Source organism: Morganella sp. Je.2.23 (genome assembly GCF_051129855.1).
GTDB lineage: Bacteria > Pseudomonadota > Gammaproteobacteria > Enterobacterales > Enterobacteriaceae > Morganella > Morganella sibonii.
In genome coordinates, this window is sequence record NZ_JBCPSQ010000001.1 from 145,382 (window position 1) to 158,759 (window position 13,378).

The 13,378-nt window shown below is 50.3% G+C and carries 15 protein-coding genes and 1 pseudogene; 11 read left to right on the forward strand and 5 right to left on the reverse strand.

The window, feature by feature from the left end:
* The first annotated feature begins 100 nt into the window (after nt 1-100).
* The 6 genes from AAZR23_RS00690 (at nt 101) to tssD (ending at nt 4,270) form a co-directional block, all read left to right on the forward strand.
* Complete coding sequence (locus AAZR23_RS00690; RefSeq protein WP_107678135.1) at nt 101-241, forward strand: AcrZ family multidrug efflux pump-associated protein; 141 nt, start codon at nt 101-103, stop codon at nt 239-241.
* 194 nt (nt 242-435) lie between these two features.
* On the forward strand, nt 436-1,206 hold the full coding sequence (gene modA, locus AAZR23_RS00695) for a molybdate ABC transporter substrate-binding protein (RefSeq protein ID WP_032099091.1): 771 nt from the start codon (nt 436-438) through the stop codon (nt 1,204-1,206).
* A gap of 23 nt (nt 1,207-1,229) precedes the next feature.
* A complete protein-coding gene (gene modB / locus AAZR23_RS00700; RefSeq protein ID WP_166707248.1) occupies nt 1,230-1,925 on the forward strand; it encodes a molybdate ABC transporter permease subunit in 696 nt (231 codons plus the stop codon).
* Nucleotides 1,919-2,986 (forward strand): molybdenum ABC transporter ATP-binding protein ModC, encoded by a 1,068-nt coding sequence (modC, locus tag AAZR23_RS00705; RefSeq protein WP_434689887.1) that lies wholly within the window; start codon nt 1,919-1,921, stop codon nt 2,984-2,986. The genes modB and modC overlap by 7 nt, the downstream gene beginning before the upstream one ends.
* Before the next feature lie 194 nt (nt 2,987-3,180).
* The gene (locus AAZR23_RS00710) at nt 3,181-3,537 is read left to right on the forward strand and encodes a hypothetical protein (RefSeq protein WP_046893734.1); all 357 of its coding nucleotides are present in this window, start codon (nt 3,181-3,183) and stop codon (nt 3,535-3,537) included.
* Between the two features lie 256 nt (nt 3,538-3,793).
* Nucleotides 3,794-4,270, forward strand: coding sequence for a type VI secretion system tube protein TssD (gene tssD, locus AAZR23_RS00715; RefSeq protein WP_166707250.1), 477 nt, complete (start codon nt 3,794-3,796; stop codon nt 4,268-4,270).
* Nucleotides 4,271-4,293: 23 nt separating this feature from the next.
* On the opposite strand, the pseudogene AAZR23_RS00720 reads toward tssD, so the two are convergent.
* The 4 genes and pseudogenes from AAZR23_RS00720 to AAZR23_RS00735 form a co-directional block, all read right to left on the reverse strand.
* Nucleotides 4,294-4,631: pseudogene (locus AAZR23_RS00720) on the reverse strand (DUF1240 domain-containing protein).
* A 54-nt stretch (nt 4,632-4,685) separates the two neighbouring features.
* On the reverse strand, nt 4,686-5,090 hold the full coding sequence (locus AAZR23_RS00725) for a DUF1240 domain-containing protein (RefSeq protein ID WP_434689890.1): 405 nt from the start codon (nt 5,088-5,090) through the stop codon (nt 4,686-4,688).
* Nucleotides 5,083-5,970, reverse strand: a complete 888-nt coding sequence (locus AAZR23_RS00730; protein WP_434689893.1) for a hypothetical protein — start codon at nt 5,968-5,970, stop codon at nt 5,083-5,085. The genes AAZR23_RS00725 and AAZR23_RS00730 overlap by 8 nt, the downstream gene beginning before the upstream one ends.
* Before the next feature lie 151 nt (nt 5,971-6,121).
* Nucleotides 6,122-6,943 carry a pyridoxal phosphatase gene (locus AAZR23_RS00735; protein WP_434689896.1) on the reverse strand — a complete coding sequence of 274 codons (822 nt, stop codon included), beginning with the start codon at nt 6,941-6,943 and terminating at the stop codon, nt 6,122-6,124.
* Between the two features lie 222 nt (nt 6,944-7,165).
* Here AAZR23_RS00735 and pgl point away from each other — a divergent pair, with 222 nt between their 5' ends.
* A complete protein-coding gene (pgl, locus tag AAZR23_RS00740) occupies nt 7,166-8,155 on the forward strand; it encodes a 6-phosphogluconolactonase (RefSeq protein WP_434689898.1) in 990 nt (329 codons plus the stop codon).
* Between the two features lie 180 nt (nt 8,156-8,335).
* Here pgl and bioA read toward each other — a convergent pair whose 3' ends face one another.
* Nucleotides 8,336-9,637 (reverse strand): adenosylmethionine--8-amino-7-oxononanoate transaminase, encoded by a 1,302-nt coding sequence (bioA, locus tag AAZR23_RS00745; RefSeq protein WP_434689900.1) that lies wholly within the window; start codon nt 9,635-9,637, stop codon nt 8,336-8,338.
* Nucleotides 9,638-9,723: 86 nt separating this feature from the next.
* Between bioA and bioB the strand changes: the two genes are divergently transcribed.
* The 4 genes from bioB to bioD are packed head-to-tail and all read left to right on the forward strand — an operon-like array spanning nt 9,724 to nt 13,372.
* Nucleotides 9,724-10,761, forward strand: coding sequence for a biotin synthase BioB (bioB, locus tag AAZR23_RS00750; RefSeq protein ID WP_054425559.1), 1,038 nt, complete (start codon nt 9,724-9,726; stop codon nt 10,759-10,761).
* Nucleotides 10,762-10,769: 8 nt separating this feature from the next.
* Nucleotides 10,770-11,942 (forward strand): 8-amino-7-oxononanoate synthase, encoded by a 1,173-nt coding sequence (bioF, locus tag AAZR23_RS00755; protein ID WP_434689903.1) that lies wholly within the window; start codon nt 10,770-10,772, stop codon nt 11,940-11,942.
* Nucleotides 11,908-12,702 carry a malonyl-ACP O-methyltransferase BioC gene (gene bioC, locus AAZR23_RS00760; protein ID WP_434689905.1) on the forward strand — a complete coding sequence of 265 codons (795 nt, stop codon included), beginning with the start codon at nt 11,908-11,910 and terminating at the stop codon, nt 12,700-12,702. The genes bioF and bioC overlap by 35 nt, the downstream gene beginning before the upstream one ends.
* Nucleotides 12,689-13,372, forward strand: a complete 684-nt coding sequence (bioD, locus tag AAZR23_RS00765) for a dethiobiotin synthase (protein ID WP_283623510.1) — start codon at nt 12,689-12,691, stop codon at nt 13,370-13,372. Before bioC ends, bioD begins: the two co-directional genes overlap by 14 nt.
* Nucleotides 13,373-13,378 lie beyond the last annotated feature (6 nt).

The following is a 13,378-nucleotide window of genomic DNA, read 5'->3' on the forward strand; positions in this document are numbered from 1 at the left end:
TATGCTTTCGGCTGCGTGATTTATATAGAATAGCAGGCAATATGACGCTATTATTGTCATGCTGAATATTCTTTCGCCTGATATAAAGAGATGAAGTGCTATGTTTGAGTTAATTAAAAGTTTAGGTTTTGCACTGTTAATGGTTCCTGTTGTCATGGCAGGCCTGGCGGCTCTGATCTGGGGATTAGGTGAAATTTTCAACCTGATTTCAAAAGGCGATCGCCACGAAAAACAGCACTGATTATCCTGTATTCAGGATCACCTGCCTGTGCAGGTGATCCGCCTTTGTTTTTGTTTTCCCGCTCACTCCCGATGTAATTCCCCCATTTTATAGTGTTTTCCGCTTAACTGACGATAGTGGGATAAACCTCCTTTCATTTTTCGCTGTATCTTGTTATATACAACGGTTAATCCTAATCTATCCTGGTGGAAAAAATGAAAAAACAGTTCAGTAAGTTATTGGCCGGTGTTGTTATCTCTGCTGCTGTCATGGGTCAGGCATGGGCCGCTGAAAAAGTGACCGTATTTGCGGCGGCATCGCTGACAAATGCCGTTGATGAAATCTCGGCAAAATATAAGCAGGAGAAAAAGGGGGAGGTTGTTGCGTCTTATGCCTCTTCTTCCACGCTGGCCCGTCAGATTGAAAATGGCGCTCCGGCAGATATCTTTATCTCTGCTGACCAGAAATGGATGGATTATGCTCAGGAAAAAAATCTGATCATCAATGACACCCGTAAAACCCTGCTGGGTAATGAGCTGGTGCTGATTGCCGCGAAAGACAGCAAGATTGATAAAGTCGATATTAATAAGCAGACTGACTGGGTTAAATTACTGGATGGCGGCCGTCTGGCTGTCGGCGATCCTGATCATGTGCCGGTCGGTATTTATGCACAGGAAGCCCTGGAAAACCTGGGCGCCTGGAAAGTGGTTGATCCGATGCTGGCCCGTACTAATAATGTGCGCAGCGGCATGGCGCTGGTGGAGCGCGGCGAAGCGCCGCTGGGTATCGTGTACGGCTCTGACGCGGTTGCCAGTGATAAAGTGAAAGTGGTCGGTATTTTCCCGGCGGATACCCATAAACCGGTTGAATACCCGATTGCTATCCTGAAAGATCGCAATAATGCCGATGTTAAAGGTTTCTATGATTATCTGCAGACACCGGAAGCAAAAGAAATCTTCAAACGTTACGGTTTCAGCCCTCTATAATAAGTAAGGACTAACAGACAGCGATGTTGAATGAGTATGAATGGCAGGCGGTCATCCTCAGCCTGAAAGTATCAACGGTCGCCGTGGCAGTCAGTCTGCCGTTCGGCATACTGATGGCATGGGTACTGGTGCGCTGCCGTTTTCCGGGCAAGTCGCTGCTGGACAGTCTTATCCACTTACCGCTGGTGTTACCACCGGTGGTAGTGGGTTATCTGCTGCTGATCAGCATGGGCCGCAAAGGTATTATCGGTGAGTGGCTCTATAACTGGTTCGGCTTCAGTTTTACCTTCAGCTGGCGCGGTGCCGCGCTGGCTGCTGCGGTGGTGGCATTTCCGCTGATGGTGCGGGCGATCCGCCTGGCACTGGAGGCGGTGGATATGCGGCTGGAGCAGGCAGCAAGGACACTTGGTGCTTCTCCGTTGCGAGTCTTTTTCACCATCACACTGCCGTTGTCTCTGCCGGGAATTATTGTCGGCACCGTGCTGGCATTTGCCCGCTCACTGGGCGAATTCGGCGCGACAATCACCTTTGTCTCTAATATCCCGGGGGAAACCCGGACTATCCCGCTGGCCATGTACTCCCTGCTTGAAACACCGGGGGCGGAAATGGACGCGGCACGGCTTTGTATTATCGCTATTATTCTGGCACTGGCCTCACTGCTGGCCTCGGAATGGCTGACCCGCTGGGGGCGTAAACGTCTGGGGGTCACCGTATGTTAGTGCTTGATTTCGAACAGCAGCTCGGTGATTTATCGATGGTCATCAACACCGAACTGGCCAGTGATCGTATTACCGCGGTCTTCGGGCTCTCAGGGGCCGGGAAAACCTCCTTTATTAATGTGATCGGCGGGCTGACAAAGCCGCAGAAAGGGCGGATTGAGCTTAACGGTCACACACTGGTTAATATTGAAAAACGTATCTGTCTGCCGCCGGAAAAACGCAAAATCGGCTATGTCTTCCAGGATGCGCGTCTGTTTCCTCATTACCGGATAAGAGGCAATCTGCGCTATGGCATGGCGCGGGAAATGGAAGATCAGTTTGATAGCATTGTGGAACTGCTGGGTATCGGGCATCTGCTGAACCGCCTGCCGATAACCCTCTCCGGCGGGGAAAAACAACGGGTGGCGATTGGCCGTGCATTGCTGACCGCACCGGATATTCTGCTGATGGATGAACCGCTGGCGTCTCTGGATCTGCCGCGCAAACGCGAACTGTTGCCGTATCTGGAAAAGATGGCGCAGGATATCAGTATTCCGATCCTTTATGTCAGTCACAGTCTGGATGAAATCCTGCGGCTGGCGGAAGATGTGGTGATTCTGGAGAAAGGCCGTATTCTGGCACAAGGGCCGCTGGAAGAGGTGTGGGCAGGCGCGGCGCTGCGTCCGTGGCTCACACAGGAAAGCCTCTCAAGTGTATTAAGTGTTACGGTGCTTGAGCACCATGACCGCTATGCGATGACTGCTGCCGCTATCGGTGACCAGGTGCTGTGGGTGCCGCGTATCGCCGGTGAGCGTGACACGCCGGTGCGGGTACGGGTTAGTGCGGATGATGTGTCAATCGCGCTGGAAAAACCGAAAAGCAGCAGTATCCGCAATATATTACGGGCAAAAATCACGGAAATGTATGATGGTGACAACGGTCAGACCGATGTGAGACTGGCGGTCGGCAATCATTTCCTCTGGGCGCGGATTACCGGCTGGGCGCGGGATGATTTACAGCTTAAACGCGGACAATGGGTGTATGCACAGGTAAAAAGTGTGTCACTGAGCCGCGAATTATAACCTGTCTGAATATACGTACTTTTCATTAATAAAAGGGGCATTCATATTATTCTGATTGCCCTTCCGCTGCACCGGCGATATATATTATCGCCGGTTCATCACCGACCCCGAATTATCATATAATATTCTCCGCACACGGAAATAAGTGTAAGACGTGCGTTATTGCATAAAAACCACTGAGTCAGAGGGATACAATGAAAAAAGCACTTCTCTTTTTATTACTGGGTATTTTCTCCGGCGGTCAGGCGCTGGCCGCAAATCAGGTGATGTGTTACACCTATCTGAAAAAAGTGAAAGATGTTGAAATCGAAAACTTAAAAGTCTGGTGTATCGGTACCACTGACGGCTCACAGGGCGGAATGCGCATCCCGGAGCTGCTCAGTATGGGATATAAAGTGGTGGCGACAGAAAGTTTTCCGTATCAGTATGCGGAGGGTGGTTATACTTATGACGGCTCTAAATTACTGCTGATTGTTGAAAATGATAAATTCCCGAATCAGAACCCGGCAGAAAAACCAAAAAATAACTGGAGTTTTGATAAGTATAAATAACTGCTTTATATGTTAAGATCGGCAGAAACATAAATACGAAAAAATGCCTCTTATTAAGGGGCGTTTTTTATTTTTATAAAATTGTATTTATCAACTGAGAATATGACGGTGGATTTTCGGGCAGATACTCAATGTGGTTTCATCGTAAAGATGTCTTGTTGTGTTAAATTATTGTCATCGTTTTGTGTCTCAAAACGTTAATATATGCTAACGTCCTGTGTTGATAACTATCCGATTTTTCATTAAAGGGACTTTTATGGCACATCCGATCTATTTGATGTTAAGAGGTAAGAATCAGGGGCTGATTTCTGCGGGATGTTCATCAGTTGATTCGATAGGAAACCGCTATCAGGCCGGACATGAAGATGACATACAGGTACTGAATTTAACAGTCGGTGCATTCCGGGCACAAAATGCGGCCTATAAAGAACTTGTATTCACAAAACCAATGGATAAAGCATTTCCTCTGCTTTTCTCTTCTATTGATAATAATGAGGTTCTGGAAGCAACCTTTAAATGCTACAGAACAAGTCAGCACGGACAGCTTGAAGTTTACGCCATATATAAACTTACCGGTGTATCACTGGTTGATGTCGATGATGTTCACGCGAACTTAATCAGTGACAGCGGCGAAGACCCTTACCAGCGTGTCAAAATGAGATATGTATCTATCTCAAGAGAACATGTAAAAGCGAGTACATCAACATACAGCATTAACAGCGAGTTGGTTTAAGATACAGCGATAAAGGGTATGGGCTATTTGCACATATCCTTTGAAATAACATATTTAGTTGGTGCATGGATTGATGTTTTATGGCATTTGACATAGCCATTCGATGTTAAGTCATACTCAACATAAAATGAGAAAAAAAACTAAAAACAATACCAAACATTGCTATTACCGCAAGGTAATTAGTTATTTTATTATTTACTTTTAGTTTTCTTTTTTGATGCGCCACCATGAATATTAAATATGATAACCACGAGAGAAAGGGAAAGCAAAAAATAATAAAACCTACTACAAATAAAAATGAAATAATATCAGTTTTTAAAAAGTACTCAACATAACTACTTGCTGAACCATATACGCCAATTACTACAAAAAAATCAAAATAGCAGAAGCAAGATACATTTTGACAGGTTTTATCTCATTCACGGCACATATCCTTTGATATAACATATTCAGTTGGTGCCAGTATGGATTTTTTATAACATTTTACATAGCCGCGTGACGTTAAATTATACTCGACATAAAATGAAAAAATAAAACTAAAAATAATTCCTGATATAGCAATAACACTAAATAAACCAGAGAGTTTCTGTTTTACATGTTGCGTTTTTTTTTGATATCCACACATAAATATAATAAATGAGAAGCTAAGAAGTAAAGGCCAACCTAATATAAAAGATGCATAGGGGAATGAAAAACTAACAATGTTACCCATCAGAAAATAACTTCTATAGGCCATTATTGATATATATAATCCAAAAATTGAAATAATAAAAAAAACTAATGAAATAAAATACATTTTAACTGGTTTGATTTCATCCACGGGTGTACCTATTGAAGTTGGTGAAAAAATTATGAGCATGGTATCGACCATCTCCATCGGATCTTGGTTTGCTATTTTTTTTCAGCTCTCTGATAATAGATTCACTTATTCCGAAATAATCATCAAGAGTATATAAAATAATTCCTATACCAAGACCAACGAAAAATATGCCTATTGATATGGCTATAACACTAGCACCTGAAAAACCTGTGGCTGTCATCAACCCACCGACAGCCATAGCACCCAGCTTCATACTTACAGCCAGCTTTGCCATATCCATCGTCACATTCACAAAAAAATTCGTCAGCGTATATTCATCTTTAAATATCAGTTCGACCACACGGTAAGCGAGAGAATACACAATTGAAAACCGGGTGGCGCCGACTGAAACGGCATTTTGCCCCTGAGTACCGACGCCCATATACAGTATTTTCGGATTATCGGCTAAATACCGGGTCGCGTTCAGGAAAGCTCTTACTCCGGCATGGCCGGATAACCGGATATAAACCTTACCATTTTTACCGGTATATTCTGTTGCTTTAATACCGAGGTCTTTAAACTCATTAATAATCCGGAAAATCCGGCCTGATTCGTAAACGCTTCCCGAATAATTGGAAACGAAATCACCGATACCAAATAAAGTCTCTTTTGCTGACTGAAAGGGATTTGACGTATTTGTATTTTTTAAAACATACTCAGCTTCCTCAATCGTAATCAGCGCAGCGACATTCGCATCATCGGTTGTATCACTCAGTATTGATTTTATTTTCAGCAATGTTGCCTGATGATTTAATTCATCATAATCGGGCCGTTTTTCAAAACTATACGGTGTGTCTGATGAAATGACGGTTTTCCGTACCGGGTCATATTTATATCCCATGCGCGCTCCATGCTCTCCGTGCTCCCTGGTCATTCAGTTCAGAGTACAAGATGAAACAGCGATGTTCAACTCTGTCTGATGGCTCAGACCCGGGGGTTGGAGGAGGTATATGGCTGAATAATTACTTATTCAGCCATATAAACGGCATTTATCAGCTGAGAATATGACGGCGGATCGCCTGTGCAATACCCGGTTGTGTATTATCCGGGATAATCAGGTCGGCATGTGCTTTGACTTCGTCTGCCGCATTGCCCATTGCCACTCCGAGGCCGGCAGAAGAAAGCATGCTGATATCATTGTGGTTATCACCAAATGCCATCACATCTTTCATCGACATTCCCTGAGATTCCACCCATTCCTGCAAACGGCGGCCTTTGCTGTTACCTTTGCGGGCGATATCCACCTGGTTTACCCACGACCACTCGCAGGACAATCCCATATCCGCTTCCACGGCATCGGTAAATTCGCGCAGTTTGTTCAGATCGTCTGAGCAGGTGGCGAATTTCCAGATAGTGTCAGCGCGCTCAACTTCATCAAGGAAGTTATCCACTTTACGCATCACCGGGCGCTGGTGTTCGGGCAGGGACGCAGACCAGTTCAGTGTCCGCTCAATGGTGCTGCTGTCAGTGTGATACAGCATGGCATCAGAGATATACATCAGATGTTCGATATCCGTCTGTGCCAGACGTTCCAGCAACTGACGGGATTCACTGATACTCATCGGATCGGCGGAAAGTACTTTTTTCCCCGGATAGTCGTACAGATAGGTGCCGTTACAGCAGATAGCCGGTGTATCCAGCTGCAATATCTGATAAAACGGATGGATAGCAACGTGATGACGGCCGGTGACAATCAGCACCTGTACCCCGGCACGGCGGGCTTCGCGGATGGCATCCAGCGACTCCTGTAAAATATGTTTATCCGGATCGAGAAGTGTACCATCGAGATCAAATGCGAGGACGCGGTAAGACATAACAGGAAGCCCCTTGTATGAGTGTCAGAACCGGAATAACAGCGGGCATCAGGGAATATTATTGCACCCTGACGGCATCCTGAATGATTCCGGGCGGCGATAACTGGTAATATAGCATGTTAATTGTTTCGCGATAAACGCTAAGTGCGGTATTATTATACAGAAATGCTTACATTACCTGTTAAAAATCAAACGGGTAAGTGATGATATTAAGGAGCGCGAATGAAGCAGGTGGTTTATGTTGCCAGTACGGAAAGTCATCAGATTCATGTCTGGCAGATGAATGAACGCGGTGAGATGTCACTGTTACAGACAGTATCAACGCCTGATCAGGTGCAGCCGCTGATCACCGCGCCGGATGGCCGTCATCTTTATGCTGCGGTAAAACCGGGCAATGCGGTGGTCACGTATGAAATTGCCGCAGACGGCAAGCTGACGCAAACCGGTCTGACGCCGCTCCCGGGCACTGCCGCGTATATCACCCTTGATAATGCCGGGCGTACACTGTATGCCGCGTCTTATCATCAGGGTAATCTGGCGGTGCTGCCGATCCGCGATAACGGCCTTCCTGCCCGTGCTGTACAGGTGATTGAGGGATTAAAAAATCCACATTCCGCCAATATTGCACAGGATGGCCGCACACTGTTTGTGCCGTGCCTCGGGGAAGATCGTATCCGTGCTTATACTATCGGTAACGACGGGCACTTAACTGAACGCCATGCCGATATGCTGAGCGTTGCTGCCGGTGCCGGGCCGCGCCATATGGCGTTTCATCCGGCAAAACATGTGGCGTATTGCCTGAATGAATTAAATGCGACCATCAATGTTTACCGCGAATGGGTGAAAGTCCGTGAAATTCAGTCTGTCGATATGATGGCGGATGATTATTCAGGGCGCCGCTGGGCGGCCGATATTCATATCACACCGGACGGGCATCACCTCTATGCCTGCGAGCGGGCATCAAGTGTGATTAATCACTACCGGGTGTCTGATGACGGCGGCCATCTGCAACTGGCAGGACGTTATCCGACAGAAACTCAGCCGCGCGGTTTTGCGGTGGATAACAGCGGGCGTTTTCTGATCTCAACCGGACAGCTTTCTCATCATGTTGCGGTTTCCCGTATTGATGCGATTACCGGCGAACTGCACTTTATCAACCGCTATCCGGCAGGACAGGGGCCGATGTGGGTGGCGGTGCTGACGCTGAAGTAACAGTGCTCAGGTAGTTTTCTGTTACTCCGGAGTCCGGCGGGTAACGGGCAAAAACGAAAAGTCGCGGTAAACACGTCCGTGTGCGCTCAGGCGCGTCATCCATGACGCGCATGCTTTTCGTTTCCTTCGCCCGTTACCCGCTGTTAACCTGAACGGCGGAGTGATCAAATCAGCCGGGATTTACGCCGTCACCTTATCGATCGCCTGTGTCAGTTTTTCCAGTTGAGCACCGGTAATAATGTACGGCGGCATAATATAAATCAGTCGTCCGAACGGGCGTATCCATACGCCTGCGTCAACAAAACGGCGCTGCAATTCTGCCATATTCACCGGCTCTTCCGTTTCAATAACACCAATGGTGCCGAGCACCCGGGCATCCCGGACGCTGCGGCGGGATTTCAGCGGCAGCAGGGCAATTTTCAGTTGTGTTTCGATATTTTTAACGCGCGCCGCCCAGTCTCCGGATAACAGCAGATCAATACTGGCCACGGCGGTGGCACAGGCCAGCGGGTTCCCCATAAAGGTCGGGCCGTGCATAAAGCAGCCTGCGTCCCCCTGACTGATGGTGTCCGCAATATGACGGGTGGTGAGCGTGGCCGAGAGGGTCATATAACCGCCGGTAATCGCTTTTCCGAGACACATAATATCCGGTGATATTTCTGCGTGTTCGCAGGCAAATAATTTACCGGTACGACCGAATCCGGTAGCGATCTCATCGCAAATCAGCAGGACATTGTAGTGATCACACAGTGATCTTACCCCTTTCAGATATTCAGGATGGTAAAAGCGCATCCCGCCTGCACCCTGAACAACCGGTTCCAGGATCACGGCTGCGACCTCGTTGTGATGTTGTTCCAGCAGCGTTTCCACGGAGCGGAGATCATCCGGCCGCCATTCCTCATCAAATCCGCACTGCGGCGCATCCGTAAACAGGTGATCCGGCAGATAGCCCTGCCAGAGAGAGTGCATGGAGTTTTGCGGATCACACACTGACATCGCACCGAATGTATCGCCGTGGTAGCCGTGACGCGGCGTGATTATCCGGTGACGCTTCTCACCGCGGGCCTGCCAGTACTGCAGCGCCATTTTCAGTGCCACTTCCACCGCCACGGAGCCGGAATCGGCAAGAAACACACACTCCAGCGGGGCGGGGCTGATTGTCACCAGGCGGCGGCACAGCGCAACAGCTGACGGATGAGTGATGCCGCCGAACATCACATGTGACATCTGCGACAGCTGCTTTGTGACTGCGGCATTCAGTACCGGATGATTGTAGCCGTGAATGGCCGCCCACCAGGAGGACATACCGTCAACCAGTTCGCGGCCGTCAGCGAGTGTCAGAACCGCCCCCTGAGCGGAGACGACCGGATAGACCGGAAGCGGCTGAGTCATTGATGTATAAGGATGCCAGATGTGGCGGCGATCAAAATCCGCATCATCAGCCGAAAAGGTGTGATCTGAAATATTCCCTGAAAAAGCCATAATGTAAACCATTTCAATGCAAATAAAGTTGACATGATAATGCTGATATTTAAACTGGCAACACTTTTTTATCGGGAGTTACAGTTATGAGTCAAGGTCGTCAGTGGACATTAAAAGAAGCCAACGCATTGTTTGAAAAACCTTTTTTTGAACTTTTGTTTGAAGCTCAGACCATACATCGCCAGCATTTTGACCCGCAGCAGGTGCAAATCAGCACGCTGCTTTCTATCAAAACCGGTGCGTGTCCGGAAGATTGTAAATACTGTGCACAGAGTGCGCGATACAAGACCGGGCTGGAAAAAGAGCGTCTGATGGAAGTTCAGCAGGTGGTGGAGACAGCGCGTAAGGCGCGGGCGGCCGGTTCGACCCGGTTCTGTATGGGGGCGGCGTGGAAGAATCCGCATGAGCGTGATATGCCGTATCTGGAAACCATGGTGAAAGAAGTACGGGCGCTGGGTATGGAAACCTGCATGACACTCGGCATGCTGAACAGTTCACAGGCGGAACGTCTTGCCAAAGCCGGTCTGGATTACTACAACCACAACCTCGACACTTCGCCGGAATTTTACGGCTCGATTGTGACCACCCGGACCTATCAGGACAGACTCGATACCCTCGATAATGTGCGTGATGCGGGGATCAAAGTGTGTTCCGGCGGAATTTTAGGGCTGGGTGAAGCGGTGCGTGACCGTGCGGCGATGCTGGTACAGCTGGCGAATCTGCCGAAAGCCCCGGAAAGTGTACCGATCAACATGCTGGCGAAAATCAAAGGCACGCCGTTTGAGGATAATGAGGAAGTCGATCCGTTTGATTTCGTCCGTACCATTGCGGTGGCCCGCATTATGATGCCAGCGTCTCATGTGCGCCTCTCTGCCGGGCGTGAAATGATGAATGAACAGACCCAGGCGCTTTGCTTTATGGCAGGTGCGAACTCCATTTTTTACGGCTGCAAACTGCTCACCACCACTAACCCGGAAGAAAATACCGATATCGCTCTGTTTAAAAAACTGGGTATCAAACGCGAGGCGATCCACGTTACTCAGGGTGATAATGAGCAGACAGATTATTTACTGGATGCCATCAGCCACAGCGATGACGAAAAATTCTATAACGCAGCCCTGTGAGCCGGACCATGTGGCAGACTTTTCTCTCTGAGCGCCTGAAACAGGCGCAGGAACAGGATGCTGTGCGCCGCCGTGACGCCAATGACGGCGCGGACGGGCGTACTCTCCTGATTAACGGCAGACGCGCCGTGAATTTCTCCGGCAATGATTATCTCGGCCTCAGCCGCCATCCGGCGGTGATCCGCGCCTGGTGTGACGGCACTGAACAATACGGCGTGGGCAGTGGCGGCTCCGGTCATGTCACCGGTTACACGTCGGCTCACCGGGATCTGGAACAGATGCTGGCAGAGTGGCTCGGGTTTGATCGCGCGATCTTATTTGTTTCCGGTTTCAGTGCTAATCAGGCGGTGATCACGGCACTGATGCAGCGCGGTGATCATCTTATCTGCGATAAACTCGCTCACGCCTCCATTATGGAAGCGGCGATGCATTCACCTGCTGAATTCAGCCGTTATCATCATAACGATACTGCTCATCTGAGCACTCGTCTGAGCCGGACTGAAAACAGCACCGGCAAAACCCTGGTGGTTACCGAGGGGATCTTCAGTATGGACGGTGATGCCGCGCCGCTGGCGGCGATCCTGCCGCTCACCCGGCAGCATAACGCCCGGCTGATGGCGGATGATGCGCACGGCATCGGTGTCTGCGGCCGTGAGGGGCGGGGCAGCTGTGATGCGGCGGGAATACACCCGGATATTCAGATTGTCACCTTCGGCAAAGCGGCCGGAGTCAGCGGTGCGGCAGTGCTGTGCGATGCACAGACGGCGGATTACCTGACGCAATATGCCCGTCATCTTATCTACAGCACCACATTCCCGGCCGCGCAGGCGTGTGCCATTCAGGCTGCGGTACAGGCAATCCGCAATGGTGACGGACTGCGTGACAAACTGGCGGAGAATATCCGTCTTTTCCGTCAGCAGGTGGCGCATCTGCCGCTGCAATTACTGCCGTCCGCCTCGGCGATCCAGCCGCTGATCGCAGGGGATAACCGTACTGCGCTGGCGCTGTCGCACTATTTACAGGAGCGCGGCCTGTGGGTGAAAGCGATCCGCCCGCCGACCGTGCCGCCGAAAACCGCCCGTCTGCGTATCACGCTGACCAGTGCACATCACCGCGACGATATCACACAGCTTACGGAGGCGCTGGATGCATTCTGCCGTCACTACCGCCCCGGTGAATAAAGCTGCCGTTGCTGCCGCTTTCGGGCGTGCCGCAGAGCAATATGACTCAGTTGCACATCTTCAGCAGAAAACCGGCCATCATCTGCGTCAGCTGACCACTCAGGCACTTTCCGGGCAAATCGTGTCTGAACTGCAGGGGCTGGATGCCGGATGCGGTACCGGGTTCTTCAGTGAACAATGGAAAGCAGAATGCCGCAGTGTGACGGCCTTTGATCTCTCTCCGGCAATGCTGGCGCATGCAGCGGAACAGCAGCGGGCGACCCGCTATGTGCAGGGGGATATCGAACAACTGCCTTTTGCGGATAGTCAGTTTGATTTCTGTTTCAGCAATCTGGCGGTGCAATGGTGTGATTCCCTGGCGGCTGCTCTGGCCGGACTGGTACGGGTGACCCGGCCCGGTGGTGTGGTGGCGTTCTCCACGTTACTCAGCGGGTCGCTGGATGAACTGAATCAGGCGTTTGCCCGGGTGGACAGCAACCGTCACGCCAACGGTTTTCTCAGCCGGGAGGACGTTTCTGCTGCCTGTCAGCCTTACCGGCACGTGTTGTCAGAGGTCTGTTACCGGCTCTCTTTCGACTCACTGCCCGCGCTGCTGCACTCCCTTAAGGGGATCGGCGCCACCCATGTTCATCAGGGGCGTGCTGCCGGGCTGATGACACGCAATAAACTCATTCAGCTGGCAGATCATTATCCCGCCGAAGACGGGCGGTTTCCGCTCAGCTATCTTATTCAGTACGGAGTCATTCATGTTGAAAAATAACTGGTTTTTAACCGGCACCGATACGGATGCCGGTAAAACCGTGGTCAGTTGCGCCCTGTTGCAGACCGCCCGCAACGCCGGTTTCCGTTGTGCCGGATATAAACCGGTGGCCTCGGGCAGTGAGATGACAGAGGACGGCCTGCGTAACAGCGATGCACTGGCACTGTGGCGGCATACGGTGCCGCCGGTCAGCTACGCACAGATCAATCCGTATACCTTTGCCGAGCCGACCTCACCGCACATCGTCAGCGAACTGACACAAACCCCGCTGGAATTTGAAGTGATGACTGACGGGCTGCATGCGCTGAATCAGCAGGCTGACTGGGTGCTGACCGAGGGAGCGGGCGGATGGTTTACCCCGCTGTCGGCCACACAAACCTATGCGGACTGGGCTGCACACATGGGGATGCCGGTGATCCTGGTTGTTGGTGTGAAGCTCGGCTGTATTAATCACGCTCTGCTGACGGTGATGGCGATACAGCAGGCCGGGCTGCCGCTGGCGGGCTGGGTGGCTAATGAGGTCACGCCGCCGGGACTGCGGCAGCAGGCGTATCTGGCGACACTCAGTAATCTGATCCCGGCACCGTGTCTGGGTGTGCTTCCCCATCTGCCGGATCCGCTGAATCAGGACTTATCCGGTTATCTTTCTCTGCCGGTTTCCGCACACTGATCCTGC